Below are 24,904 nucleotides of genomic sequence, written 5' to 3' on the forward strand. Positions count from 1 at the left end.
AGACCCGTGGCACTGCTCGAGAGCTACGTCGCCGGAGCGTGGCGCACCCCGGACGACGAGGGCGCACCCCTGCTCGACGCCGCCACCGGTGCGGAGGTCGCCCGCATCTCCACACGGCCCGTCGCGGCCGCGGACGCCGTCCGGCACGCCCGCGAAGTCGGCGGGCCCGCGCTGCGGGCGATGACGTTCCACGAGCGCGCCATGCTCGTGAAGGAGCTCGCCCTCGCCCTCAAGGAGCACCTCGACGAGCTCTACGAGCTGTCGTACGCGACCGGCGCCACGGCCCGGGACACCGCCGTCGACGTCGACGGCGGCATCGTCACGATGCTCGGGATGTCGTCGGTCGCGCGGCGGACCCTGCCGAACGACGTCGTTGCGGTCGACGGGCCCGTCGAGCGGGTGAGCCGCGGCGGCACGTTCCTCGCCCAGCACGTGTGGACCCCGCTCCGCGGCGTCGCCGTGCAGGTCAACGCGTACAACTTCCCGGTCTGGGGGGCGCTGGAGAAGCTCGCGCCGGCGCTCGTCGCCGGCGTGCCGAGCATCGTGAAGCCCGCGGAGCAGACGTCGTACGTCACCGAGCGGACGGTCCGCCTCGCGCTCGCGACCGGGATCCTGCCGGAGGGCGCGCTGCAGCTGCTCGTCGGCGCCCCCGACGGGCTCCTCGACGCGCTCGACGCCCAGGACCTGCTCGGGTTCACCGGGTCGGCGGAGACCGCCGCCGTGCTGCGTGCCCACCCGGCGGTCGTGCAGCGCGGCGTGCGGTTCACCGCCGAGGCGGACTCCCTCAACGCCGCCGTCCTCGGCCCGGACGCCACACCGGGCACGCCGGAGTTCGACCTCTTCGTCACGGAGGTCGCCCGGGAGATGACGGTGAAGGCCGGGCAGAAGTGCACCGCCGTGCGGCGGGCGTTCGTGCCGTCGTCGCTCCTGGCCGACGTCGAGGGCGCGCTCGCCGCGCGCCTGGCGACGGCGACCGTCGGCGACCCACGCGACCCCGCCACCCGGGTGGGGGCGCTCGTCGACCTCGAGCAGCGCGACGCCGTGCGCGCGGCGACCCGTCGCATCGCCGCCGACGCGAGCGTCGTCAGCGGGTCCCTCGACGACGTCGCGGTCGCCGGACTCGAGCGGGGCGCGTTCATGGCGCCGGTCCTGCTCCGCGCCCACGACGCCCGCTCGTCCGCCGCGCACGAGGTGGAGCCGTTCGGGCCGGTCGCCTCGCTCATGGCGTACGACCGCACCGACGAGGTCGTCGACCTCCTCGCGCTGGGGCGCGGCTCCCTCGTCGCGAGCGTCGTGAGCCACGACGAGCGCTTCGTCCGCGACGTCGTGCTCGGCGCCGCCGCCCACCACGGCCGGGTCCTCGTCCTCGACCGCGACGACGCCGCCGAGTCGACCGGTCACGGCAGCCCGCTCCCGCACCTCGTCCACGGCGGGCCCGGCCGCGCCGGCGGCGGGGAGGAGCTCGGCGGGGTGCGCGGGGTGTTCCACCACATGCAGCGCACCGCCGTCCAGGGCAGCCCCGACATGCTGACCGCCGTCACCGGGCAGTGGGTCGCCGGGTCGCGGCGCCGCACCGACGGCCCGCACCCGTTCCGGAAGTCGATGGCCGAGCTCGCCGTCGGCGACGCGTTCGTGTCCGACTGGCACGACGTCACCGCCGAGGACATCGACTCGTTCGCCGTCATGACCGGCGACACGTTCTACGCCCACACCGATCCCGACGCCGCGGCCGCGAACCCCATCTTCGGCGGGATCGTGGCGCACGGGTACTGGGTGCTGTCGCGCGCGGCCGGGCTGTTCGTCGACCCCGCGCCCGGCCCCGTGCTCGCCAACACGGGCCTGGAGAACCTCCGCTTCACCGAACCCGTGCGGGTGGGGGACCGCATCCGGGTGGCGCTGACGTGCAAGGCGCTCAACCCGCGCGAGCACACCGACTACGGCGAGGTCCGCTGGGACGCACAGGTGACGAACGACCGCGACGAGCTGTGCGCGACCTACACGCTGCTCACGATGGTGACGAAGCAGCCCCGCTGACGCGGCCGCGCCGGCGCTCGACGGCGGGGACCGGCACCGGGCCGGTCCAGCCCGCGCGACGGGCCACGGCGACCGCCTGCAGCTGCGAGGACACCCCGAGCTTGCGGAGCACCGCGCGGATCTGCGCGCGGACGGTCGTCTCCGACACGACGGCGCGGTCGGCGATCCCGGCGGCGGGCACGCCCTCCCCGAGGAGGCGGAGGACCTCGGCCTCGCGCGGGGACAGTGCACGCAGCGGCGCCAGCCGCGCCTCCTCCTCCGCGGCCGCCCGCAACGCCAGCGCGACGAGCCGGTCCCGCTCGCCGGCGGTGGTGACGTCGCCGCCCGAGCGTGCCGCCTCGAGGGCGGACAGCATGACCGGCAGGGGGGTGCTCTTCGGCAGCACGCCCCGGGCGCCGGCGAGCAGCGCGCGCCCCCACCGGGCCTCGTCGGGCTCGCCCGTGACGACGACGACGACCCACCCGGCCGCGGTCAGCGGCGCCACGAGCCGGCCGCCGTCGCCCAGGCCGGCGAGATCGAGGTCGAGCCACAGCACGGCAGGCGGGCGCGCCTCGAGGTCCCGGCGGAGCGCGTCGAGGTCGGCGGCGCCCGCGAGGTCGAGGACCTCGCACGGCACCTCCTGCGCGGCCAGGCTCATGGCGACGGCCTGGGCGAGCAGGCGGTGGTCCTCCACGACGACGACCCCGCGGGCCGCGTCGGGGTCGCCCGGGACGCTCACCCCCACGGGCCACCAGCCCGGGCCGTGCCGGCCCGGCGCCCGTCCCGCCGGCCGCCGGCGCGCGGCAGGTCGAGCACGAACGTGGCGCCCTGCCGGTCGCGGGGCGACGCGAGCCGCAGCTCGCCTCCCGCCGACCGGGCCAGCCGGCGGGCGTGCGCGAGGCCGATGCCCTCGCCGCGGGAGGCGTCCCCGCGGGCCCCGGGGGCGAAGAGCCGGCCCCGGAGGGAGGGGGACACGCCGGGCCCGTCGTCGCGGACGACCACGCGCACGGTCCCGGCGTCGACGTCCTCGACGACCACCTCGACGGCGGCGCCGGGCGCGTGGACGAGGGCGTTGTCGAGGAGCGTCGACACGACCGTCGCGAGGTCGTCGGGGTGGATCCCGACGACGCACCCGCTCGGCGCCCACCGCACGGTCGCCAGCCGCTCCCGCATGGTGACGACGACGGGGCGGACGACGTCGTCGACGCAGGTGCGGCGGTCCTCACCCGCCTGCCGGTGGCCCGCGTGGGCGGGGGCGGCCGGCGCGAGGAGCCGCTCGAGGCGCTCGAGCTCGGCGCGCACCGACCGGGCGAGCTCACCGTGCTCCTCCCGCCGCAGGGGTCGGCCGCGGACCGCGCCGTGGAGGACGTCCTGCGCGCAGCGCACGCCGGCGAGCGTCGCGCGCGCGTCGTGGAGGCGGGCGCGGTCGGCGGCGTCGCGTCGCTGGTGCTCGACCAGCTCGTCGAGCACGAGCCGCTCCCGCGCCGCGTCGGCGCGGAGGACGGCCAGCAGCCCACGGACCGTCACGAGGCACAGCGCCATGGTCGCGACGAGGTCGCTCCCGACCGCCACGACGAGCAGCAGCCCGCCGAGGGGCCAGCCGAGTGCAGCCACGCCTGCGAGGAGGACGCAGCGCAGGGACCCGACGACGAGGAGCAGCCGGACGGCGACGTTGAGGTCCCCGTCGAGCGTCGTGGCCCGCCCGAGGCGTACGGCCACGCAGGCCCCGCCCGTCGCGAGGAGGAGGTGGGTGGCGACCGCGTACCCGGCCGGGACCGCCGCGCCGGGCAGCGCGAGACCCCACACGAGTGCGGCGACCTGTACCGCGACCGCGGCGCCCGCCACGCCGAGGGTGAGGCGCAGCGGGCGCACGCGCGCGTCGACCTGCGCGGCACGACAGGCCGCCCGCACCGGTGCGGCCAGCACGAGGAACCCGACGACGTGGACGACGAGGCCGACGTCGTGCCGGGCCAGGGCCCCCGGGTCGCCGCCGCCCGGCGGGAGCAGGGGCGTCGCCGCCGCGGCGCCCACGAGACCCGCTCCGACGAGCCCGGTCGGTGCGCGGTCGGTGCGACCCGACCGCACGAGGACCACCACCCCCGACACGAGCAGGCCGAGGCCCACGACCCCCCGCGCCGCCTCGACGAGCACGAGCACGACCGCCACCGGCCAGTGCCCGCCCCCGGCCGCCGCGGCGAGGGCACCCGCCAGGACGACGACCACGCCGGCGACGACCGACGCCGTGTGCCGCGGCGGCACCGGTTCGGTGGTCCGGCGACGCCGGTCCGGCCCCGTGTACGACGCCGCCCCTGACCTACCCCTCGTCCCCACGGCGGAGAACCTAGGCAGGGGCCCGGACCCCCACCAGGGAGTCGGGCAGGGCCGGACCGAACGACCCTCGGCGCCCTCACCCGTTCGGACGACCCTCGACGGCAGGGAACCCGGACGGGGCCGGCTGCGTCCCATGGGCATGGCAGGGCCGCGGACCTCCCGGGTGCTCGCCGTCGGCTTCGTCGTCGGCGCCGTCGTCGTGCTGCCCGCCGCGCTGCTCGCCCTCGTGTGGCAGCCCGCCGAGCTGGTGTTCCCGTTCCTCACCCCCGGTCTCGTCCTGCTGCTCCCGCTGAACGCCGCCATGGCGGACTGGCCCGGCGCCGTCAACATGACGCTGGGCGCCCTGGCGAACGGACTCGTCGTCGGGGTCGTCGCGGTCCTCCTCGTGCGGCTGTGGGGCATGCTGCGCGGATGGCGCACCCCTCCCACGCCCTCGTCCGGGCCGTCTCGCCCCGGCTCGCCGACGCCGAGCTGACGCACCTCGACCGGGTCCCGATCGACGCCGGGCGCGCCGCCGCCCAGCACGCGGGCTACGTCGACCTGCTCCGCGCCCTCGGTCACGAGGTCGTCGAGGTGGCGCCCGCACCGGAGCACCCCGACGGGACCTTCGTCGAGGACGCGGTCGTCGTCGTCGACGACCTCGCGGTGTGCACCCGGCCCGGTGCGGCCAGCCGGCGCGGGGAGGTGGCGTCCGTGCGCGACACCCTCCACGCGCTCGGGGTGCGGACCGCCGACGTCCCGGCGCCGGCGACGATCGACGGGGGCGACGTCCTGCAGGTCGGCCCGACGGTGTTCGTGGGCCTCGGCGGTCGCACCGACGCCGCCGGTGTCGCGGCCCTCGAGGCCGCCGTCCACCCGCTCGGGCGCAGTGTCGTCCCGGTGGAGGTGACGGGCTGCCTCCACCTCAAGAGCGGCGCGACGGCCCTGCCCGACGGGACGGTCGTCGCGGTCACCTCGTGGCTCGACACCGCCCCGTTCGAGGCCGCCGGGCTCGAGGTCGTCGAGGCCCCGGAACCCGCGGGGGCCGACCTCCTGCTCAGCGGGCAGCGGGTGGTGGTGTCGGCCGCGGCACCGGCCACCGCGGCGCTCGTGCGCGCCCGCGGGTTCGAGGTGCACGCCGTGGCGATCGACGAGCTGGAGAAGGCCGAGTGCGGCGTCACGTGCCTGTCGGTGCTCCTCGACGTGCCGGCGCGCCCCTGAGGAGCGCGTCGCGCAGCCCGAGCCCGAGGTCGCGCAGGTCCCGCATCGCGGTCACGCCGCCGTCGGCCGACACCGCCGGGCCGGTCGCGAGGGCGGCGTAGGCGAACCACCGCCCGTCCGCGCCCAGCAGCCCCACGTCGGCGCGGACGTCGACGTCGCGGCCCGTCTTGCTCAGCAGCTGGACCCCGCCCTCGCCCTCGACGTGCGCGAGGGGGTCGAGACCGAGTCCGGAGCCGACCATCGAGAGGTCGGCGCCGAGGGCGAGCCAGCCGCGGACCGTCGACGCGACCGCACGGGACGGCTCGTCGCGGGCGAGACCGGCGAGGAGGGCGGAGAGCTCCGCGGCCGTGCCCTCCGAGAGGCGCGGCGGGTCGGCGGGGCCGCGGACGTCCCTCACCCGGTCGAGGAGCCGGGTCCGGTGCAGCCCGAGCCGCGCACGCTCGGCGTCCACCCGGTCCGCGCCCACGACGGCGAGGAGGAGGTTGGTCGCGAGGTTGTCGCTCACCGCGGCGATGAGGACGGCGAGGTCGCCGACCGACAGGACGGGCACCCGGAGGTGCTGGAGGAGCCCGGAGTCCGCCACCGGCGGCACCGCGTCGACCGTGACGGGCTCGTCGGCGGAGAGGGTGCCCTCGTCGACGGCGCGGGCGAGCGCGAGCAGCAGGAGGAGCTTGCCGACGCTCGCGGTGGAGCGGACCTCGTCCGCCCGGTGGGCGGCGACCTCGCGACCCTCGACCGTCCGGACGCTGTACGACCACCCCCGGGTGGTGGCGGCGGGCCAGGGGCGGACGGAGCGAGCGAGCTCGTCGGCGCTCACCCGACGCCGAGGGCGACGACGGTCCGGGTCGTGAGGACGTCGCCGGGGCGCAGGACGGTCGAAGGGAACTCCCGCCGGTTCGGGGAGTCCGGCCAGTGCTGGGTCTCCAGGCACAGGCCGGCGCCACGGTGCAGCGTCCGCCCGCCGCGACCGACCAGCGTCCCGTCGAGCGTGACGCCCGTGTACACCTGGACGCCGGGTTCGTCGCTCGCGAGGGTCAGTGTGCGCCCGGACCCGGGATCGGCCAGGCGCGCGACCAGCGGGAGGCCGCCCGGCCCGGGTGCCCGGCCGTCGACGACGTAGCAGTGGTCGACGCCCCCACCGACGGCCCGCAGCTGCGGGTGCTCGGCGGCGACGACGTCGCCCACCCGCACCGGGCGACGCAGGTCGAGCGGGCTGCCCTCGACCGGGGCCGGCCCGTCGAGGGGGATGCCGCGCTCGTCCACCGGCAGGAAGGTCCCGGCGGCGACCTCGAGGAGGTGGTCGGCCACCGTCCCGGAACCCGCGAGGTTCCAGTAGGCGTGGTTGGTGAGGTTGACGACGGTCGGCGCGTCGGCGACGGCCCGGTACTCCCACCACAGCCCCGTGGCGTCGAGCCGGACGGTGAGGACGACCTCGAGCGCACCGGGGTACCCGGCGTCGCCGTCCGGGCTGTGGAGGCGCAGCGCGACCCCGTCGGGCACCGGCTCGGCGACCCACACGCGGGCGTGGAAGCCGTCCGGTCCGCCGTGCAGCGACGACGAGCCGTCGTTGGCCGGCAGCTCGTGGACGGTCCCGTCGAGCGCGAACCGGGCGTCCGCGATGCGGTTCGCGAACCGCCCGACCGTCGCCCCGAGGAACGCGGTGTCGGCGAGGTACCCGGCGAGGTCGTCGTAGCCGAGGGTGATCTCCCCTGGTCGCCCGTCGCGGTCGGGGGCGACGAGCGACTGCAGCCGCCCGCCGTATGACAGGACGGTCGCCCGGACCTCTCCCGTGTCGGTCTCGCGGACGAGGTCGAACGCCGACACGGCCGTGCCGTCGTCGGTGCGACCGAACGGTCGCTCGTCCACCCGCGTCCCCGTGCCGTCGACCGTCATGGGGGCGTTGCTAGCGGAGGAGCAGGCGGCGGGCAAGCCGGCCCACCCGGGGAGGGATCAGCGGGTCTCGTCGAGGGCCGTCGCCCCGTGCGGCTCCCGGACGTCGACCGTGCGCGGTGTGTCGTCGCCGTCGGTCCCGCGCCCGCCTGCGCGCCCGTCGTCGAGGAGCACGTCGAAGAGCCGGTGGTAGTGGACGAACGCCTGCCTCAGGTCCTCGGTGGTCCCGGCACCGGACCGGTAGCGATCGCGGTGCCCCTCCGCCGCGCGGTGGTGCTCGACGACCTCGCCGTGGTCGGCCGCGAGCATGCGGGCGCGCTCGTCGGTGTCCTCGGTCGGGTAGCCGCGCTCCGCCATGACGTCGACGACGAGGGTCCGCGCCGCCTCGACGGCCTCGACCGGGGTCTCGACGAACGACGTCTGCACCTCGCCCCAGCGCTCGACGTACCGTGTGCGGGACGCGGCGGGAACGGGGCGGATCTCGAGCGCGTCGCGCCGCTCGGCGGCCCGACGCAGCTCCCGCTCGGCCTCCCTGCGGCCGTCGCGGTCGTCGGCGGCCTCGACGCTGCGGTCGTACTCGGGGCCGAACCTGTCCCTCAGCTCCTCGCTGCGGTGCCGCTCGGAGCGGCGCCGCGCCGTCGCCGCGACGACGCCGACCGCCACCAGGGCGAGCACGACGAGAACGACGAGAACGACCGTCGTGGTGTCCATGTCTCCTCCAGTCCGGGCGGCGGCGACGGGCCCGGGCGCCCGCGACGCACCTGCCGCGGGCACGAGGTACCCCTGACGCGACGTGCTCACTCCCCCTCCCCGGCCGTTGCGCCGAACGGGTGGAGAACCGGGGCCTGACCAACCCGGGAGCAACCCCTGACGCGGTAGCGGCGCGGTATCCGGGGTCGTCGGCGGTCGGTTCCGAACCTGCCTCTCAGCCCGCCGCCGGACGTGCCGATCCGAGGGGTGGCGCACCCCGCGCCCCTCCTTCGAGTGACGAGGCAGAGCCCATGTCCTTCGCGCAGCTGCTCCAGAACGGCTTCCGGCCGTCGACCACGCAGGCCGACATCAACACCGCGCTGGCCGACGCCGGCAACCCGCTGCGGGCGACGCTCGACAGCCTCGCGGGCAACTGCTTCATCGCCGACCTGAGCCTCACGCTCGTCTACATGAACCGGCGCGCGCGCAGCACGGTGCAGGAGCTCGCGGGCGCGGTCCGGCAGGCCTTCGGGATGAACCTCGAGCAGCTGCTCGGCGGCTCGATCCACCGCTTCCACAAGGACCCGGCCCGCATCGACCGGATCCTCGCCGACCCGACGCAGCTTCCCCGCGAGGCGGTCTTCAGCTTCGGCGGCAAGACCCTGCGGACCAGCATCAACTCGATCTCCGACGAGCAGGGCACGAAGCTGGGCTACGTCGTCCTGTGGGACGACGTGTCGAGCCGCAACGAGGCTGCGACCACCGCGTTCGACGACGTCCGCGGCGCCACCGACCGCATCGGCACCGTGTCCGCGCGCCTGCTGGAGGTCGCGGCCGAGACGAGCGGGCAGGCCGACAGCGCCGCGGCCGCCACGGAGGAGATGCGCGCCGCCGTCGGCTCGATCTCGCAGTCGTCGGTCCACGTCAGCGCCCAGGTGCGCGAGACCATGGCGGCGACCGGAGAGGGCGTGCAGCGCATGGAGGACCTCCAGCGCTCGAGCCAGGAGATCGGCGACTTCCTCCGCCTCATCACGACCGTCGCGGACCAGACGAAGCTCCTCGCCCTCAACGCGACCATCGAGGCCGCGCGCGCCGGCGAGGCCGGCCGCGGGTTCGCCGTCGTCGCCGAGGAGGTCAAGCAGCTCGCGGGCACGACCTCGTCCTCCATCAGCGACATCGAGTCCCGCATCGACGCCATCCAGCGCGCCGCCCAGGCCGCCGTGACGACGCTCGCCCGGATCTCCGGCCTCGTCGACCAGATCAACGAGTCGCAGGACACCGTCGCCGCGGCGATCGAGCAGCAGTCCGCCGTGACGTCGGAGATCGCGCAGGCCATCGCCCACATCGCCTCCGGCGCCCGCGAGACGGTCGAGCAGTCCGAGCTGATCCCGCAGGCCGCCGCCGAGGTCACCGCCGAGGCCGCGACGCTCCACGAGATCATCCTCAAGTCCTGACGCGCCGCGTCAGGCCCCCCGACACGGCCGCCCCGGGGCACCCCGGGGCGGCCGTCGCCACGTTTCGTCGATTCTGACGATGTGGGAGGCCGGGTGCCGCGGCGAGTGTGGTCACGCGTCGCCGGGACCCGCCCGGCGACCTGACCGAGGCGCCACCGGCGCCCGCAGGAGGCCCATCCCATGAAGCGCTACCTCATCGCCCTCGCCGCCGCCGGCGTCGCGGGCACCGTCGTCCTCGGCTCCGCCGCCGCCCTCGGCGTCGACGGTGGGCAGGTCCAGGCCGGCAGCGACAGCACCCTCGCGTGCCAGGACTCGCCGGTCACGCTCAAGCAGATCTCCGAGCTCGACCCCGCGGTCCCCTTCTCCATCGGCACCCGCGTGAGCGGCGTCTCGGAGGCGTGCGCTGGCAACAACCTCGTCGTCACCGCCTTCGACGCGGCCGGCGAGCAGGTCGCCCAGTCGACCGTCATCGGCATCGGCTCCGGCGACGTCGTCGCCCGGTACGGCACGAACGTGCCGCTGGCGGACATCGAGTCCCTCACCGTCGCCATCGTCAACTGACACGCCCCGGCCGGTGACCCGCCCCACCCCCGGAGCGGGTCACCGGCCGCCGCCGTCCGTCCCGCCGTCCAGCCAGGAGGTCCGCATGGCCACCGTGCTCGCGCCCGCCCCGCTCGGACGGCACGTCGCCGGTCCCGGCGGCCGGCAGCGGCGCCGGGCGAGCCGACGTCGCCTCGTCGCGTGGCTCCTCGTCCTCGTGCTGGCCGCCGGCTGGTTCGTCCTGCTGCGGCCCGTCACGCTCGGCGGCCCGCTCACCCTCGTCCTCGTGTCGGGGCGGAGCATGGAGCCCGGCATGCACACCGGCGACCTCGCCGTCGTCCACGCCCGCGCGCCGTGGAAGGGCGAGCCGGACGTCGGCGACGTCGTCGCCTTCCGGGTGCCGCAGGAGGACGGGCGCGGCCCCGTCGTCATCCACCGCATCATCGAGCGCACCGGCGACGACCTCGTGCTGCGCGGCGACAACAACGCGTGGGTCGACCCCTGGCCGCTCACGACCGACGACGTCGTCGGCGAGCTCGTCCTCCACAGCCCCGGCGCGGGGGACGTCGTCGAGCTCGTCGCCCGCCCCGTCAACGCCGCCGCCCTCGTCGCGGCGCTCGTCGCGTTCCTCGTCCTCACCGGCCCGGCCCGGCCCCGCCCCGCCCGGCGGGACGCGCCGTGAGGTCGCTGGTCGCCGGCGCCCTCGCCGGTGCCGTCGGCGCCGGGCTGCTCCTCGGCGTCGTGCCCGGGAACGCCGCAGGTCTCGACGTCGACGGTGGTGTCGTCCAGGTCTTCCGGGCCGACGGCCCCGCCACGGTCCCGCCCGACCCCGCCGAGCCCGACTGCGGGCCGGGGCAGCGGTCGACGCTCCCGGACGTCGCGGTCGGTCCGCCGTGCGACCGGCCACCCGTCGGCCCGCCACGCCCCACCGACGCCCCGCCGCAGCCGCCGGGCCGCCCGAGCGACCGGCCTCGTGGCGCGGCTGTCACCGCACCGGCCCCGCCCCACGCGCCCGAGCCGACCGCGGAGCCGTCCGCCGAGCCGACGGTGGCCCCGGCGACGCCCTGACGCCTACGCGAGCGAGTCGGCCGCCAGCGCGTCGAGGACGACGTCCGGGTTCTCCCGCTCGATGCGCTGCAGCCGCCAGCGGTCCGGGAACAGCGCGAAGACGTCTCCGTCGAGGCTGCGGAGCACCTCGACCCCGGGGACGGCGTCGAGCAGCGGGGCGTGCTCGGCGGTCGTGCGCCGGGCGATCGAGTACGGCAGCGGCTCGAGCAGCACCTCGCAGCCGAACTCCCCCGCCATGCGGTGCTGGACCACGTCGAACTGCATGGGCCCGACGGCCGCGAGGACCGGCGCGGGCTCACCGCGGAGGTCCGAGCGCAGCGTCTGCACCACGCCCTCGTGGTGGAGCTCGGTGATCCCGCGCTGGAACTGCTTGTACCGGCCGAGGTCCTTCGCCCGGCAGACGGCGAAGTGCTCGGGCGCGAACGTCGGGATCGGCGGGTAGGCGACCTTGCGGCCGGCGTAGAGCGTGTCGCCGACGCGGACCCCGGTCGCGTTGACGATCGCGACGACGTCGCCGGGCCACGCGTCCTCGACGCCGGTGCGGGACCCGCCGAAGACGCGGTGCGCGTACTTCGTCCCCACCGGCTTGCCCGTCCGGGCGTTGAGCACGGTCTCGCCGCGCTGGAAGCGGCCGCTGCTCACGCGGATGAACGCGACGTGGTCGCGGTGGGCGGCGTCCATGCCCGCCTGGACCTTGAACACCTGGCCGCTGAAGGCGTCCCCCACCGACCGGACGCCGCCGTCCTGGGCGGGCCGGTCCGCCGGGGGCGGCGCGGTGTCGACGAGGAGGTCGAGGAGCTGCTCGACGCCGCGGTTGAGCACCGCCGCGGCGAACATGACGGGCGTGGTGCGCCCGGCCCGGAACGACGCCTCGTCGTGGGGGCCGTTGCTGTCGAGGACGAGCTCGACCTCCTCCTGGGCGGTGGTGAGGACCTCACCGTCGCGGGCCAGGCCCTCCTCCAGCGACAGCGGCGTCCACGTCGTCCTCGTGGCGCCGCCGCTGCCCTCGTCGAAGGCGATGTACGCCGCGTCGGGGGCCGTGCCGGGGCGCAGGTCGAGGAGGCCGCGGAAGTCGCCGCCGATCCCGACCGGCCACAGCACCGGGGTAGGTGTCATGCCCGTGACCTCGGCGAACTCGTCGAGCAGCTCGAGGGCCTCGCGGCCGGGCCGGTCCCACTTGTTGACGACGGTGACGATGGGCAGTCCACGCAGGCGGCACACCTCGAACAGCTTGACCGTCTGCCGCTCCATGCCCTTGGCGGCGTCGACGAGCATGACGGCGGAGTCGACGGCCGTGAGCACGCGGTAGGTGTCCTCGGAGAAGTCGGCGTGTCCCGGGGTGTCGAGCAGGTTGACGACGCGGTCGCGGTAGGTGAACTGCAGGGCCGCGGAGGTGATGGAGATGCCGCGGGCCTTCTCCATCTCCAGCCAGTCCGACACGACGCCCCGGCGACCGCCCTTGCCCTGGACGATGCCGGCCTGGCCGATCGCGCCGCCGTGGAGCGCGAGGGCCTCGGTCAACGTCGACTTGCCGGCGTCGGGGTGGGAGATGACGGCGAAGGTGCGGCGCCGCGACGCCGCCTCGCGCGGGGCGGTGTCGTCCGGGTCCGCGGCGGGAACCGTCCCGTCGGTCGTCCCGGTGCTCGCCGGGGTCGTCATGGGGGTCGTCGTGGCCATCAGCACCGAGGGTACGGGGCCGAAATCCCCGTCGGGACGGCGCGCGATGGCCCGCTCGGCGGCCCGGAAGCCCTACGGTGGCCGACGGACACGCCACCGACGCCGCCCCGACGGGCGGCCCGACATGGAGGACACATGAACCGCAAGGACCTCATCAGCGCCGTCGCCGACAAGAGCGGCGTCACCCAGGCGGACGCCGACAAGGTGCTCGCCGCCTTCCAGGACGTCGTCTTCGACGTCGTCGCCAAGGGCGACGAGAAGCTGACCCTGCCCGGCTTCCTCACCTTCGAGCAGGGCTCCCGCGCCGCCCGCGAGGGGCGCAACCCCGCCACCGGCGAGACCATCCAGATCCCCGCGTCGAAGACCGCGAAGGTCACCGCGGGCAGCAAGCTGAAGGCCGCCGCCGCCGGCTGAGCCCACGCACCCCTCGACGGGCCGCGGACGCACGACGTCCGCGGCCCGTCGTGCTCGACCGTTGTGCTGGACCCGTTGGGCTCAGACCGCCGCGGGGACGTCCCACCGGCGGGCGTCGTCGAGGGCGAGCGCCAGCCGCGAGACGGCGCTGGCCGCGAGGACGGCGGGGCGCTCCTGCAGCCACGGCAGCAGGTCGGGCTCGGCGAGGACGACCGTCCCGGGCGCCGGGTGACGGACCTCGACGCCACGGCTCCCGGCGAGCACGAGGACGGCCTGCACCGGGGGCCGGCGCGCCGTCCCGGCGGAGGCGTCGCCGACCGCACCGGCGACGGCCTGCTCGACGACCCGCTCGACCGCGTCGGCGCGACGGCGGGCGTCGCGCACGTACGTCTTCGGCTGACCGCCGACCCGCAGCCGGTCGGCGTCGAGCCAGGCCCGGGTGCCGGGGTGGCAGCGGGTGGTGACGGCGACGACGCCGGCCGGGCCGACGACGAGGTGGTCGACGAGCGAGCCGCCCTCGAGGGGGACCCCGTGCCACACGTGCCAGCCCGTGCCGAGGGTCGCGAGCCGGAGCCCGACGAGGCGCTGCCCGTGCGCGGCCTGCAGCCACGGGAGCGCGTCCTGCGGCGGGCGCCTGCGCCGCGACGTCGGGGCGAGGTCGAGCAGGGCGCGGGCGCGACGGGCGGCGGGCGCCCCGGCCGCGGTGGCGGCGAGCGACGGCACGCGCTCGGCGTCGGGGACCTGACGGGGGCCGACGACGTGGAGGCGACCGGTGGTCGGCAGCGGGCGCCGTCGCAGCGGGCTCGTGCGTCGCACCCAGTCGTCGACCGCGGCCCGCACCACGGACTCCGCGCCCGGGGCGCTCTCGCCCGCACCGGTGACGAGGTCGTACCAGCCGACGGGTCGCCCGGCCCTGCTCACGTAGAGCCGGTCGCGCCGGCGCACCGTCGTGGTCGCTGCCATGCGCGGTGGATCGGCACGTCGCCGCCGGCAGTTGAGCCTCGGCCGCCTGCCGGGCTCAGGGCACGTAGCGCTCGCTGCGGAGGAAGTCGAGGACCAGCCGCGCGAGGGACCTGGGCGCGTGGGACGGGACCCAGTGGTCGACCCCGACGAGCTTCTCGTACCGCCAGGTCCCGGCGACGTGACGACGGCTGGCCGTCATCTGCCGCTCGACGAGGGCCGGGTCCCGCGTCGACCACACGCCCATCACCGGGCACGTCACCTCGTGGCGGCGCGCGGGCCGGCCCGTGACCGCCGCGTCGGGGCGTGGCCCCGTCGTCGCGCCCCGCGGGAGCCGCCACGGCAGGCGGATGTTGGCGCGGTACCAGGCGAGCGCGGCGGTGAGGCGGCCCGGCCGGGACAGGTCGGCGAGCTGTCGCTGCAGGTCCGGGTCGTCGCCCGGGTGGGCGCCGTCCCACCCGCCGCGGCGCAGGGCCCACCAGCTCCGTCGGGGGAGAAGGCGCTCCGCGAGCCCGGGGACGAGGAAGAGCCACACGTAGAGCCCCCGCACCAGCTGGGCCGGTCCCCCGGCGGCGCGGGCGCGGGGGTGGCCGACGCTGACGGCGACGAGCGCCGCGGTCCGGTCGGGGTGGGCGGCCGCGAAGGACCAGCCGAGGACCGACCCCCAGTCGTGACCGACGACGGCGGCCTGCCGGACGCCGCGGTCGTCGAGGACGGCGACGACGTCGGCCCGCAGCCGGGACAGCCGGTAGGCGTCGACGTCGGCCGGCGCGTCGCTGTCGCCGTACCCGCGCAGGTCCGGGGCCAGGACGCGGTAGCCCGCCCCCGCGAGGGCCGGGACGAGGTGCCGCCAGGAGCGCCGTGAGTCCGGGAAGCCGTGGAGCAGGAGGACGGCGGGCCCGTCCGACGGGCCCGCCTCGGTGACGACGAGCCGCACACCGTCGGCGTCGACCACCCGCTCGTGCTCCGTCGGCCGTCCGGTCCCGCTCACGTCGTCGCCCGCCACGAGGCCATCGTGGCGGGCGACGTCGGTGGTGTCAGCCGGTGGGGCGGCCGCCCTTCCCGGGGGTCTCCGCCTTGGCCGGCTTCGCGGCCTTGGCGGGCGTCGAGGCCTTAGCGGGCTTGTCGGCCTTCGCGGGCTTGTCGGCCTTCGCGGGCTTGTCGGCCTTCGCGGGCTTGTCGGCCTCGGCGGGTGTGCCGGTCTTCGCAGGCTCAGCCGGCTTCTGCGACGGCTTGTCCGCGGGACCCTGCGCCGCACGCTTCGTGGCGACGACCTCCTCGCAGTACGCCGCCACACCGTCCTCGCCGCCCGCCGCGGTCTCGAGCGCAACCCGTGCCTCGCCCTGACCGAGGCCGCCGTTGCCCCACGCCGTGCAGAGCCCGAACGCTGCCGGACCGGTCGCGTCGGGACCTGCCTCCTCGGACTCCTCGGACTCCTCGGACTCCTCGTCCTCGACGCTCGGCACCGCGGACGGCTCCCCGCTCGGCAGCACCGACGGCTCCTCGCTCGGCTCGCCGCTCGGGAGGACCGACGGCTCCTCGCTCGGCTCGCCGCTCGGGAGGACCGACGGCTCCTCGCTCGGCAGCACCGACGGCTCGCCGCTCGGGACCGCTGTCGCCGTCGCGGTCGCGTCGGGCTCCTCCACGAGCGGGTCGGCGAGCTGGGCGGAGGCGACGAGCGTGCCGGTGAGCACGAGCACGCCGGCGGCCGCGAGGGCGGCGTTGGTCGAGAGGATGCGGCGGATCGCCATGGGTCACTCCTGCGCTCGGGGGCCGTGACGGCCCGGTCACGCAGAGCATCGACGGGGGTGGTGGTCCCGTTACGCGGCGAACGGGTGACCCTCCCGGCCTCCCGCCGCGGGCTGTCAGGTGTCAGGTGCGCGGCACCTGCACGACGTCGTAGGTCGTCGTCGGGGTCGGCACCGTGCCGAACCGCGCGTTGACGGCCCACAGGCGGCCCGCGGCGAACGTCACGGTCGTCGGGACGTCGAAGGCGATACTCGTCAGCTCGTCGACCACCCGGCCGGCGTCGAGGTCGCCGTCGAGCCGGATCTCCGTCACGACCTCGTCCTGGTTGCGCACCGCCCACAGCGTCCGCCCCTGGAGGAAGAGACCGTCGCCGTTGACGAGCGTCGCCCCGCCGAGGTCGACCGTCTGCGTGGACCCGGTCGCCGGGTCGACTCGGAACAGGAGCCCCGTGGCGCTCTGCACGACGAGCAGGCTGCGACCCGACGGGTCCGCCACCACGCCGTTGGCGTTGAAGCCGGCGACGTACTGCAGGTCCCCGCTCAGCGGCAGCACCGACGCCTGGCCCCCGAGGTCGCCGTCCGGGGTGGGCACCACGACGAGCTGCTGGACGGCGGAGTCGGTGACGTAGACGGCGTCCCGGGTGACGGCGACGTCGTTGAGGAAGCCGGTGCCGCCGGGTGCGTACACGGCGAGCAGAGCACCGGTGCCGGCGTCGTACACCCGGACCTCGCCGGTGGCGCCACCCGCGACCCACAGCCGGTCCGTGCGCTCGTCGTACTCCACGCCGACCGCGACCCGGCCGGGCTCGCCCTGGACGAGCAGGCTGCCCTCGCCCGTGCGGGCGTCACCGCTCCACACCGCCCCGTCGGCGAGGGACCCGACGTACAGCGTCGTGCCGCGGCCCGCCTCGATGCCCTCCGGCTGGAAACCGTCGGGCAGGGCGATGGTGTCGGGGAACGCCCCCGGGGACGCGGTGGCGGGTGCCGCAGCTCCGGCCGCCGCCACGGCGGCGGCGAGGGCGGTCGCGAGGACGAGGGTGGGGCGCACGGTTCCTCCGGTGTCGGCGGGACGGGGTCCGGTCGATCCTCACCCGGACGACCCGCCGCTGCCACCGCGCAGGCGCTTCCTCAGGCCCGCTCGACCACGGCCGATAGACGGAGGAGGAGGAGGTGGGCGTGGACACGACGGCCGGCGCACACGAGGACAGGGACGCCCCCACGGGCGCGCCCCTCGTCGGCGACGACCTGCTCGCGCGCTACCTCGCCGGCGACGTCGACCCTGCGGGCCCCGCCTCGCACTTCCGGGTCCTCGTCGAGGCGATGCCGGGCGTCGCGTACATCGCGGCCCCCGGCGAGGAGGGCGACTGGCACTACATCAGCCCCCGCCTCCGCGACGTGCTCGGTCACGACCCCGCCGCGTGGCTCGCGGACCCGGCCGCGTGGACCCGCCTCCTCCACCCCGACGACCGCGACCGGGTGCTGGCCGAGGAGGCCGCCCGTGCCGCCGACACCGGCTGCCAGCACGTCGCGGAGTACCGGCTGCTCGACACCGCCGGCAGGTACCGGTGGATCCGGGACGAGGTGACGGCCCGCGCGACGTCCGGGACGGCCGGCTCGACGGTGTGGTTCGGGGTCCTCAGCGACGTCACGGCCCTGCGGGAGTCGCAGGAGGCCCTCCGGCAGAGCGAGACCGCCCTGCGAGCGGTGCTTGAGACCGCGCAGGACGCCTTCGTCGCCATCGACGAGGACGGCCGGGTCGTGGACTGGAACCTGCGCGCCGAGCAGATGTTCGGTCGGACGAGGGACGAGGCGGTCGGGCTCGACCTCAGCCTCCTGATCGTGCCCGAGGCCCACCGCGACGCCCACACGACGGCCGTCCAACGCCGTCGCGGGGGCCCAGCGCTCCGCAGCGGCTGGCGGGTGGAGACGACCGGGCTGCGCGCCGACGGCGAGGAGTTCCCCGTCGAGGTCGTGCTGTGGGAGACGAGGACCGGGCGGTCCCGTCGCTTCAACGCCTTCGTCCGCGACGTCACCGAGCGCCGGCAGATGCAGGACCACCTGCAGGCCCTGGCCTACGGCGACTCCCTCACGGGGCTCGCGAACCGGACGCGGCTCACGGAGGAGCTGCAGGCGGCGCTGGACGTGCCGGGTCGCGAGGGTGCGGTGGCGCTGCTGTTCCTCGACCTCGACGACTTCAAGTCCATCAACGACAGCCTCGGCCACGACGCCGGCGACCACGTGCTCCGGGTCGCCGCGCAGCGGCTCCGCGACACGTGCCCGGACGAGGCGCTCGTGTCGCGCTTCGCCGGTGACGAGTTCGCCGTCCTCCTGCCCCGCGTCGACGACGCTGCGGAGGCGGTCGCCGTCGCCGAGCAGGTGGGCGACTCGTTGCGGCAGCCCTTCGGGCTCCACGGTCGGTCGCGCCAGGTCAGCTGCAGCGTCGGCGTGGCACTCCACGCCGGCGGCGGGTCGGACTCGGCGGCGTCGGACCTCATGCGCGACGCCGACGCGGCGATGTACGAGGCCAAGCGCGCCGGCAAGGACCGCTGCCGGCTCTTCGACCCCACCCTGCACGCCCACGCCCTCGCCCGGCTCGAGCTGCAGAGCGACCTCGCCTCCGCCCTCGAGCGGGGCGAGACGGCCGTCGAGCTCCAGCCCGTCGTGAACCTCCGGACGGGGCGACTGCACGGGTTCGAGGCGCTCCTGCGCTGGCACCACCCCACCAAGGGGACCATCCCGCCGCTCACCTTCGTGCCCCTCGCGGAGGAGACGGGGCTCATCCGGGCGCTCGGCGCGTGGGTGCTCCTCGAGGCGTGCCGGCACGCGGCGTCGTGGCCGTCGTGGCTCGGGCTGTCCGTGAGCGTCAACGTGTCGGCCGTGCAGCTGCGCGACCCCGACCTCGTCGACACCGTCCGGGACGTCCTGCGCCGCACGGGGCTCGCCGCGGACCGGCTCGTCCTCGAGGTCACCGAGTCCGTCCTCGTCGACGACACCCGCTCCACCGCCCACCTGCTCCACCGGCTGCGGGACCTCGGCGTCCGCATCGCGGTCGACGACTTCGGCACCGGGTACTCGTCGCTCGGGTACCTGCAGCACCTGCCGATCGACATCCTCAAGATCGACAAGTCGTTCCTGCAGGACGTGCCGGCCCCGACCGACCGGACGACGGTCGCCGGGCTGGTCGTCCTCATCGCGCAGGCCCTCGACCTCAGGGTCGTGGCCGAGGGCGTGGAGCGGGCCGAGCAGGTGCCCGCCCTGCTGCAGCTCGGCTGCCGTCTCGCCCAGGGCTACCACCTGGGCCGTCCGATGACGCCCGCGGCGGCGCGCGCGCTCACCGCCCTCGTCCCCCACCCGCGCCGGCGTCACGTCACCGCCTGACGCCGGGCGCGCCTCACGCTCCGGGCGCACGGCGTGGCCCGCGTGCGGCACCCTGGACCCGTGCCCGGTGCGTACTGGATCAACGTCGTCCGCGAGGTCCGCGACCCCGAGAGGCTCGCGGCGTACGTCGCGCTCGCCGGACCGGCGATCGACGCCGCGGGCGGGCGCTTCGTCGCCCGCGGCACGGCCGCCGCCGCGTTCGAGGCCGGGTCCCTCGAACGGACCGCGGTCATCGCCTTCGACAGCGTCGAGGCCGCGGTCGCGGCGTACGAGAGCGCCGCGTACCGGGAGGCGCTCGCGGCGCTCGGTGACGGTGCGGTCCGGGACATCCGGATCGTGCCGGCAGTGGCGACCTGACGGTGCCTCCGCGCGCGGCGGCCCTCGCGCCGGTCCTCGCGCTGGCGCTCTCGCTGCTGTCGGCCTGCGGCGGGGCCGGGCTGCCGCCCGCTGCGGGGCCCTCCGGCCCGGTGCCGGGGCCCCCTGCCGGCGCGTCCGCCCCCGCCACGACCGCCGGTGGGCCGACGTCCGGGCCGGCCACGTCGCCGCCGCCCGTCGACCCGAGCGGGCCCGCCCCCACGTCCGAGCCGGAGACCACGACCACGCTCACGCCCGCTCCTACCAGGACGCCCACCGGCACGCCCAGCCCGACGGCCGGCCCGACCTCCGCCGCCACACCGGCCCCGCCCTGGCTCGGCACCCGCCCGCTCGGTCCCGCGGGCAGCGGCCCCGTCGCACCCCAGGACACGCCCCCCGAGCTCCTCGACCGGCGCATCGAGACCGTCGACCTGCTGCCGCCCCCGCCGGACGACCGGTTCCGTTCCGCCGTCGACCTGGTCCCGGCGGAGGTCCTCGCCCGCTCGACGTGGGAGCCCGCCTGCCCCGTCACGGCCGACGAGCTCCGCTGGGTGCGGGTCGTGTTCTGGGGCTTCGACGCCCGCACCCACACCGGGGAGCTGCTCGTCCACGCCGACGCCGCCGACGCCGTCGTCTCGGCGTTCGCCGCGATGCACGCCGAGCGCTTCCCGCTCGAGCAGGTGCGCATCGTGCGAGCCGACGAGCTCGACGCGCCGCCCACCGGTGACGGCAACACGACCTCGGCGTTCGTGTGCCGCCCCGTGACCGGCGGCGGGTCGTGGTCGGAGCACGCGTTCGGCCGGGCCGTCGACGTCAACCCGTTCCACAACCCGTACGAGCGCGGCGACGGGGACGACCGGGTTGTCATCCCCGAGCTCGCGACCGCGTACACCGACCGCTCCCGCGAGCTGCCCGGAATGCTCGACGAGGACTCGGCGGCCGTCGCGGCCTTCCGCGCCGCGGGGTGGACGTGGGGCGGGGACTACCGCTCCCTCAAGGACTGGCAGCACTTCTCCGCGAGCGGTGGCTGAGGAGTCCGGCCGTTGACCGCGAGTCGGGACGAGGAGGACGATCCGGGCACGCCTGCGTGAGGCAGGAGGTACCGCCGCGACCGACGAGGGACGCCGGCCGCCTCACCGTGAGGAGCACGTCATGCGCCACATCCTCGTCGTCGCCAACCAGACCCTCGCTGCTCAGCCGCTGCTGACGGCGCTGCAGGAACGTCTCGCGGACGAGCCCGCCGACGTCTTCGTCGTCGTGCCGATGACCCGACCCAAGGACGACGTGACCTTCCGGGAGGGTCTCCTGTCCAGCGGACAGCAGCGCCCGGACTCCGGCCGAGAGGGGTACGAGACCGCGAGACGTCGGCTCGCGCAGGGCCTCGGGATGATCCGCGACCTCGGCTGCGAGGTGCGGGGCGAGGTGGGCGACGAGGACCCGATGGCCGCCGTGGACCAGGTCATGGCCTCCCGACGGTTCGACGAGGTCATCGTCTCGACCCTGCCGACCGGGGTGTCCCGCTGGCTGCGCGCCGACCTCCCGTCGCGCGTCCACCGCAAGCACCACGTGCCGGTGACGACGGTGACGCCGCAGGAGGCGCACTCGCGCTGAGAGGCGACGAGCCTCAGCGACGGGTGTCGTCGACGCCTACACCCCAGACGCCCTCGCTGCGCGACAGCGTGCGCTCCTTGCGGCAGCGCCGGCACACGAAGTACGTGCCGTTGCCCGACGTGCCCGGTGCGACCTTGCGCTCCCACGAGTGCCAGCCGACGAGGCACCGTACGTCCTTCGCCACGCGATCACCCTCCTCGTCACCGAGGGTAGACGCGGACCGTGGAGCCGCCTAAGAGAATCGAACTCTTGACCTACGCATTACGAGTGCGTCGCTCTACCGACTGAGCTAAGGCGGCGGGCGCGCCGGGGCGCGACCGCGGTCGAGTGTAGTGGCTCCGCCACGGTGCCCTCGCCCGGCCGGGGGACCGGCAGCACCGCGGTCTCCGGGAGGACGATCACGACGGGCCGTCGCGTGCCGGTCGTCCGCCTCACCGCACGCACGAACCGGGCGACCACCCGACGCACGATCTCGCCCACCGCGCGTCCCGGTCGCCTGCGCGGTGGCCGGTCCCACCACGAGTCCCCGGGCACCAACCGCATCGCCACCACCGCACGTCCGGACATCGCCGTCTCCCCTCGAGCTCCCCGCGCCGCGCGCGGACCGCATCCCAGGAGGCGACGTGCGACCCACCCGATACACCCGTTGACAGGGTGTCGCCCCGCCCAGCACCGTTCCCCTGTCCCACCGAGCTCCCCGACCGGCCCGCCGGTCCCCCTGCCCCTGCGCCCGTCGAGGAGACCCCCGTGACCTCCGCCCTCGTGGTCCCGCCGCGGGGCCGCGCCCTCGTCCTCGCGGCCGCCGTGCTCTGGGGCGCGGGTCTCACGGCCTTCGTCGTCTCCACGGTGCTCGTCACCAGGGAGCAGCGCAGCGACCTGCTCGACACGTGGCTGTACTCCGGCGTGGCCCTCGCCGCAGCGGCGCTGGCCCTGCTGCGGCCGCTGCTCGTGCCCCGCGGCAGGGTCCTGTGGTCGCTCAACGCCCTCGCCCTCGCCGTGTACGCCGCGGGCGACGTGCTCTACAGCTTCTGGGTCGTGACGCTCGACCCGGAGCCGTACCCCAGCGCCGCGGACGGGCTGTGGCTGTCGTACTACCTCCTGACGGTGGCCTTCCTCGTCGCGCTGCTGCGGACCCGGGCGCGGGGAGTCAGCCGCAGCACCGCCTTCGACGGGCTCGTCGTGGGGCTGGGCGCGGCCGCGGCCACCGCGGCGGTGTCGTTCGACACGATCCTCGGGGCCGCGGCCGGCGGCGCACCGGTCGAGACGGCCGTGTCGCTCGCGTACCCCGTCGGTGCCCTCGTCCTGCTCGGGACCGCGGGCGCGGCCCTGGCCGTGATGGGCTGGCGCGTGGGGTTGCAGTGGTGGGCCCTCGTGCTCGGCGGGCTCCTGTTCGCCGCCGCCGACACCGTCTACGCGCTGCTCACCGCGACCGACGGCTACGAGGACGGCGGGCCCCTGGACGCGGTATGGCTCGCGGCGCTCGGGCTGCAGGCCGCGGCGGGGTGGGTGCGGCCGCGCGACGCCCGGCACGCCGCCCCCGGCGGGCTGCTGACGCTCGTCCTCCCGCTGGCCTTCGCGGGGGCCGCCCTCACCCTGCTCGTCCTCGAGCACTTCCAGCGCCTCAGCCTGCTCGCGCTCGTCCTCGCCGCGGGCACCGTCGCGGCCGCGTTGCTCCGGATCACGCTCACCGTCGAGGAGGTCCGGCAGCTCGCCGTCACGCGGGTCCAGGCGCTGACCGACGAGCTGACCGGCCTCGCGAACCGGCGGCGGCTCGACCAGGCGCTCCGCGCAGCGCTCGAGGGCCCGGACGACAGGGTCGGGCTCCTCATGCTCGACCTCGACCGCTTCAAGGAGGTGAACGACGCGCTCGGGCACCCCTCGGGCGACGCGCTGCTGCGCGAGGTCGCCCGGCGGCTCTCCGAGCACGTCTCCGGCGGCGAGCTCGTCGCCCGGCTCGGCGGCGACGAGTTCGCGGTCCTCCTGCCCGGCACCACCGGCGAGGCGCTGCTGCGCCGCGCCCGCTCCGTCGCCGCGCTCCTCGACCCGCCGGTCGACCTCGGTCACATCAGTCTCGAGGTGAGCACGAGCGTCGGCGCGGCCCACGCGCCGGCGCACGCGGGGGACCCGTCGGGACTGCTGCGCGCGGCGGACGTCGCGATGTACCGGGCGAAGCGGCGCGGAGCCCAGGTGTGCCTGTACGAGGCGTCGGTCGACACCGCCACACCGGAGCACCTCCGGGTCATCGAGGACTTCCGGCGCTCGTTCGCGGACTCCGGCGTCCGCTGCCGCTACGCGCCCGTGCTCGACGCGCGCGACGGTTCCGTCCGCCGCGTCACGGCCGTGCCGCACTGGGACCACCCGCGGCTCGGCGACATCCCGCCCCGGGAGCTGCTCGAGATGGTCGAGCGGACGGGCCTGGTGCGGGAGCACACGACCCACGTCGTCCGCCGTGCGCTCGGCGACGCGGCGGCGTGGGCCGGCGAGGCGCCGCCGGTGACCGTCGCGGTACGCCTCACCGCGGTCGAGCTGCTCGACGCGCGCCTGCCCCGCACCGTCGCGGACGCGCTCGCGGCCGTCGGCCTGCCGCCGGGCTGCCTCGTCGTCGAGTGCGAGGAGAGCGCCCTCGCCGAGGAGCCGAGGCGCTGCCGGCGTGCGTTCGCCGGGCTCCACCGGCTCGGTGTGCGGGTCGGCCTCGTCGGGCTCGGCGCCGGACGCGCCGGCGTCGAGGACCTGCGCGCGGTGCCGCTGTCGAGCCTCACCCTCGACCCGTCCGTCGTCCGAGACGCGGGACGCGACGGGGCCGTCGCCGCCGCCGTCACGGCCCTCGTCGTGCTCGGGCACGACCTCGGCACGGAGGTCCTCGCCGACGGGGTCGCCGACGCCGCGCACGCGGAGGCGCTCGCCGCACTCGGGGTGGACGGCGTCGCGGGCCCGCTCGCCGGGGACGTCGTGGCCCCGGACGACGTGCTCGCCCTGTCCCGAGTGCCCTGAGCCGCGTGGCAGGAACTCGTCGCCGACCGGCACCCACGACGCTGGACCGTCCGGCCGCGCCCCGCGACGCTGCCCGCATGAGCGAACCGCAGGACGTCCCGCCCGTCTCCGCCGAGGCGTGGTTCACCGCGAGGCTCGCGTTCGAGACCGACCCCGCGGACGTCGCGGCCGACCGCGCCGCGGGGCGGCCGCTCGTGCTGCTCGACGTCCGCAGCCGGCCGGCGTGGGAGCAGGGGCACGTGCCGGGCGCCCGCCACGTGCCGGGCGCGGAGCTCGCCGACCGGCTCGGCGAGCTCCCGCCGGCCGCCGAGGACCCGTCCGTCGTCGTCTACTGCTGGGGACCCGGCTGCAACGGCAGCACCAAGGCGGCCCTCGTCCTCGCCCGAGCCGGCTACCGCGACGTGCGCGAGATGATCGGCGGCTACGAGTACTGGGCCCGGGAGGGGCTCGCCGTCGAGACCGCCGGCGGCCGCACCCGACGCGCGGTCGACCCCCTCACCGGGGTCGCGCCCCCGGGCTAGCTGTGATGCCCAGGGAGGTTGTACCGCTGGTGTTCGGTGAGCCTGGCTGACAGGCGAGGCCTCC

At 76.3% G+C, this 24,904-nt stretch carries 25 protein-coding genes and 1 tRNA gene; 14 read left to right on the top strand and 12 right to left on the bottom strand.

The genetic code is table 11. The features are described from left to right. Positions 1–6: 6 nt before the first annotated feature. Positions 7–2,034: a phenylacetic acid degradation bifunctional protein PaaZ gene (paaZ, locus tag WAB14_RS13105; protein ID WP_340270401.1), complete on the top strand. Its 2,028-nt coding sequence runs from the start codon at positions 7–9 to the stop codon at positions 2,032–2,034. Here the strand turns inward: paaZ and WAB14_RS13110 are convergent. Together WAB14_RS13110 and WAB14_RS13115 are read right to left on the bottom strand one after the other, a co-directional pair. Further along, positions 2,006–2,752, bottom strand: a complete 747-nt coding sequence (locus WAB14_RS13110; RefSeq protein WP_340270403.1) for a LuxR C-terminal-related transcriptional regulator — start codon at positions 2,750–2,752, stop codon at positions 2,006–2,008. The two genes, paaZ and WAB14_RS13110, sit on opposite strands and share 29 nt — an antisense overlap. Then, the gene (locus tag WAB14_RS13115) at positions 2,749–4,272 is read right to left on the bottom strand and encodes a sensor histidine kinase (protein WP_340270405.1); all 1,524 of its coding nucleotides are present in this window, start codon (positions 4,270–4,272) and stop codon (positions 2,749–2,751) included. Before WAB14_RS13115 ends, WAB14_RS13110 begins: the two co-directional genes overlap by 4 nt. A gap of 211 nt (positions 4,273–4,483) precedes the next feature. On the opposite strand from WAB14_RS13115, the gene WAB14_RS13120 reads away from it, so the two are divergent. Further along, entirely contained in the window at positions 4,484–4,819 is a 336-nt protein-coding gene (locus tag WAB14_RS13120) for a hypothetical protein (protein WP_340270406.1), read from the top strand. Next, the gene (locus WAB14_RS13125; protein WP_340270407.1) at positions 4,756–5,544 is read left to right on the top strand and encodes a N(G),N(G)-dimethylarginine dimethylaminohydrolase; all 789 of its coding nucleotides are present in this window, start codon (positions 4,756–4,758) and stop codon (positions 5,542–5,544) included. The genes WAB14_RS13120 and WAB14_RS13125 overlap by 64 nt, the downstream gene beginning before the upstream one ends. Here the strand turns inward: WAB14_RS13125 and WAB14_RS13130 are convergent. Genes WAB14_RS13130 through WAB14_RS13140 form a run of 3 tightly spaced genes read right to left on the bottom strand, consistent with a single transcriptional unit; the run spans position 5,501 to position 8,145 of the window. Next, entirely contained in the window at positions 5,501–6,361 is an 861-nt protein-coding gene (locus WAB14_RS13130) for a serine hydrolase (protein WP_340270408.1), read from the bottom strand. The two genes, WAB14_RS13125 and WAB14_RS13130, sit on opposite strands and share 44 nt — an antisense overlap. Beyond that, entirely contained in the window at positions 6,358–7,437 is a 1,080-nt protein-coding gene (locus WAB14_RS13135) for an aldose epimerase family protein (RefSeq protein ID WP_340270409.1), read from the bottom strand. Before WAB14_RS13135 ends, WAB14_RS13130 begins: the two co-directional genes overlap by 4 nt. Before the next feature lie 57 nt (positions 7,438–7,494). Continuing rightward, positions 7,495–8,145: a hypothetical protein gene (locus tag WAB14_RS13140; RefSeq protein WP_340270410.1), complete on the bottom strand. Its 651-nt coding sequence runs from the start codon at positions 8,143–8,145 to the stop codon at positions 7,495–7,497. A 290-nt stretch (positions 8,146–8,435) separates the two neighbouring features. Here WAB14_RS13140 and WAB14_RS13145 point away from each other — a divergent pair, with 290 nt between their 5' ends. The 4 genes from WAB14_RS13145 (at position 8,436) to WAB14_RS13160 (ending at position 11,186) form a co-directional block, all read left to right on the top strand. After that, on the top strand, positions 8,436–9,578 hold the full coding sequence (locus tag WAB14_RS13145; protein WP_340270411.1) for a methyl-accepting chemotaxis protein: 1,143 nt from the start codon (positions 8,436–8,438) through the stop codon (positions 9,576–9,578). 180 nt (positions 9,579–9,758) lie between these two features. Continuing rightward, positions 9,759–10,139, top strand: a complete 381-nt coding sequence (locus tag WAB14_RS13150) for a hypothetical protein (RefSeq protein ID WP_340270413.1) — start codon at positions 9,759–9,761, stop codon at positions 10,137–10,139. An 85-nt stretch (positions 10,140–10,224) separates the two neighbouring features. Then, positions 10,225–10,800 (top strand): signal peptidase I, encoded by a 576-nt coding sequence (locus tag WAB14_RS13155; protein WP_340270414.1) that lies wholly within the window; start codon positions 10,225–10,227, stop codon positions 10,798–10,800. Then, on the top strand, positions 10,797–11,186 hold the full coding sequence (locus tag WAB14_RS13160; protein ID WP_340270416.1) for a hypothetical protein: 390 nt from the start codon (positions 10,797–10,799) through the stop codon (positions 11,184–11,186). Before WAB14_RS13155 ends, WAB14_RS13160 begins: the two co-directional genes overlap by 4 nt. 3 nt (positions 11,187–11,189) lie before the next feature. On the opposite strand, the gene WAB14_RS13165 is transcribed toward WAB14_RS13160, so the two are convergent. Beyond that, on the bottom strand, positions 11,190–12,863 hold the full coding sequence (locus WAB14_RS13165) for a peptide chain release factor 3 (RefSeq protein ID WP_340270418.1): 1,674 nt from the start codon (positions 12,861–12,863) through the stop codon (positions 11,190–11,192). A 135-nt stretch (positions 12,864–12,998) separates the two neighbouring features. On the opposite strand from WAB14_RS13165, the gene WAB14_RS13170 reads away from it, so the two are divergent. Continuing rightward, positions 12,999–13,277, top strand: a complete 279-nt coding sequence (locus WAB14_RS13170) for an HU family DNA-binding protein (protein WP_340270419.1) — start codon at positions 12,999–13,001, stop codon at positions 13,275–13,277. Between the two features lie 81 nt (positions 13,278–13,358). On the opposite strand, the gene WAB14_RS13175 is transcribed toward WAB14_RS13170, so the two are convergent. The 4 genes from WAB14_RS13175 to WAB14_RS13190 form a co-directional block, all read right to left on the bottom strand. Further along, the gene (locus WAB14_RS13175) at positions 13,359–14,240 is read right to left on the bottom strand and encodes an NERD domain-containing protein (protein WP_340270420.1); all 882 of its coding nucleotides are present in this window, start codon (positions 14,238–14,240) and stop codon (positions 13,359–13,361) included. A 55-nt stretch (positions 14,241–14,295) separates the two neighbouring features. Next, a complete protein-coding gene (locus WAB14_RS13180; protein ID WP_340270421.1) occupies positions 14,296–15,243 on the bottom strand; it encodes an alpha/beta fold hydrolase in 948 nt (315 codons plus the stop codon). A 31-nt stretch (positions 15,244–15,274) separates the two neighbouring features. Further along, positions 15,275–15,988 carry a hypothetical protein gene (locus WAB14_RS13185; protein ID WP_340270423.1) on the bottom strand — a complete coding sequence of 238 codons (714 nt, stop codon included), beginning with the start codon at positions 15,986–15,988 and terminating at the stop codon, positions 15,275–15,277. A gap of 121 nt (positions 15,989–16,109) precedes the next feature. Then, on the bottom strand, positions 16,110–17,033 hold the full coding sequence (locus WAB14_RS13190; protein WP_340270424.1) for an NHL repeat-containing protein: 924 nt from the start codon (positions 17,031–17,033) through the stop codon (positions 16,110–16,112). 128 nt (positions 17,034–17,161) lie between these two features. On the opposite strand from WAB14_RS13190, the gene WAB14_RS13195 reads away from it, so the two are divergent. The 4 genes from WAB14_RS13195 (at position 17,162) to WAB14_RS13210 (ending at position 21,328) form a co-directional block, all read left to right on the top strand. Next, entirely contained in the window at positions 17,162–19,363 is a 2,202-nt protein-coding gene (locus WAB14_RS13195; protein WP_340270425.1) for a putative bifunctional diguanylate cyclase/phosphodiesterase, read from the top strand. Positions 19,364–19,423: 60 nt separating this feature from the next. Beyond that, positions 19,424–19,720, top strand: coding sequence for a DUF1330 domain-containing protein (locus WAB14_RS13200; protein ID WP_340270426.1), 297 nt, complete (start codon positions 19,424–19,426; stop codon positions 19,718–19,720). 2 nt (positions 19,721–19,722) lie between these two features. Continuing rightward, the gene (locus WAB14_RS13205; RefSeq protein ID WP_340270427.1) at positions 19,723–20,748 is read left to right on the top strand and encodes a M15 family metallopeptidase; all 1,026 of its coding nucleotides are present in this window, start codon (positions 19,723–19,725) and stop codon (positions 20,746–20,748) included. A gap of 121 nt (positions 20,749–20,869) precedes the next feature. Then, a complete protein-coding gene (locus WAB14_RS13210) occupies positions 20,870–21,328 on the top strand; it encodes a hypothetical protein (RefSeq protein WP_340270428.1) in 459 nt (152 codons plus the stop codon). A gap of 13 nt (positions 21,329–21,341) precedes the next feature. Here the strand turns inward: WAB14_RS13210 and WAB14_RS13215 are convergent, their stop codons facing one another. Beyond that, positions 21,342–21,512, bottom strand: coding sequence for a hypothetical protein (locus WAB14_RS13215; RefSeq protein ID WP_340270430.1), 171 nt, complete (start codon positions 21,510–21,512; stop codon positions 21,342–21,344). A 39-nt stretch (positions 21,513–21,551) separates the two neighbouring features. Next, a tRNA-Thr gene (locus tag WAB14_RS13220) sits at positions 21,552–21,627 on the bottom strand. Between the two features lie 448 nt (positions 21,628–22,075). Here WAB14_RS13220 and WAB14_RS13225 point away from each other — a divergent pair. Both WAB14_RS13225 and WAB14_RS13230 read left to right on the top strand, forming a co-directional pair. Then, on the top strand, positions 22,076–24,319 hold the full coding sequence (locus WAB14_RS13225; protein WP_340270431.1) for an EAL domain-containing protein: 2,244 nt from the start codon (positions 22,076–22,078) through the stop codon (positions 24,317–24,319). 77 nt (positions 24,320–24,396) lie between these two features. Beyond that, a complete protein-coding gene (locus tag WAB14_RS13230; protein WP_340270432.1) occupies positions 24,397–24,840 on the top strand; it encodes a rhodanese-like domain-containing protein in 444 nt (147 codons plus the stop codon). Positions 24,841–24,904 lie beyond the last annotated feature (64 nt).

This window comes from Aquipuribacter nitratireducens, from assembly GCF_037860835.1.
Classification (GTDB): Bacteria; Actinomycetota; Actinomycetes; order Actinomycetales; family JBBAYJ01; genus Aquipuribacter; species Aquipuribacter nitratireducens.

Excerpts from the sequence above, each read along its gene's own strand:
- WAB14_RS13120 (WP_340270406.1), top strand. The coding sequence starts at position 4,484 with ATGGCAGGGCCGCGGACCTCCCGGGTGCTCGCCGTCGGCTTCGTCGTC.
- WAB14_RS13125 (WP_340270407.1), top strand. The coding sequence starts at position 4,756 with ATGGCGCACCCCTCCCACGCCCTCGTCCGGGCCGTCTCGCCCCGGCTC.
- WAB14_RS13135 (WP_340270409.1), bottom strand. The coding sequence starts at position 7,437 with ATGACGGTCGACGGCACGGGGACGCGGGTGGACGAGCGACCGTTCGGT.
- WAB14_RS13140 (WP_340270410.1), bottom strand. The coding sequence starts at position 8,145 with ATGGACACCACGACGGTCGTTCTCGTCGTTCTCGTCGTGCTCGCCCTG.
- WAB14_RS13145 (WP_340270411.1), top strand. The coding sequence starts at position 8,436 with ATGTCCTTCGCGCAGCTGCTCCAGAACGGCTTCCGGCCGTCGACCACG.
- WAB14_RS13150 (WP_340270413.1), top strand. The coding sequence starts at position 9,759 with ATGAAGCGCTACCTCATCGCCCTCGCCGCCGCCGGCGTCGCGGGCACC.
- WAB14_RS13155 (WP_340270414.1), top strand. The coding sequence starts at position 10,225 with ATGGCCACCGTGCTCGCGCCCGCCCCGCTCGGACGGCACGTCGCCGGT.
- WAB14_RS13165 (WP_340270418.1), bottom strand. The coding sequence starts at position 12,863 with ATGGCCACGACGACCCCCATGACGACCCCGGCGAGCACCGGGACGACC.
- WAB14_RS13170 (WP_340270419.1), top strand. The coding sequence starts at position 12,999 with ATGAACCGCAAGGACCTCATCAGCGCCGTCGCCGACAAGAGCGGCGTC.
- WAB14_RS13175 (WP_340270420.1), bottom strand. The coding sequence starts at position 14,240 with ATGGCAGCGACCACGACGGTGCGCCGGCGCGACCGGCTCTACGTGAGC.
- WAB14_RS13185 (WP_340270423.1), bottom strand. The coding sequence starts at position 15,988 with ATGGCGATCCGCCGCATCCTCTCGACCAACGCCGCCCTCGCGGCCGCC.
- WAB14_RS13210 (WP_340270428.1), top strand. The coding sequence starts at position 20,870 with ATGCGCCACATCCTCGTCGTCGCCAACCAGACCCTCGCTGCTCAGCCG.
- WAB14_RS13230 (WP_340270432.1), top strand. The coding sequence starts at position 24,397 with ATGAGCGAACCGCAGGACGTCCCGCCCGTCTCCGCCGAGGCGTGGTTC.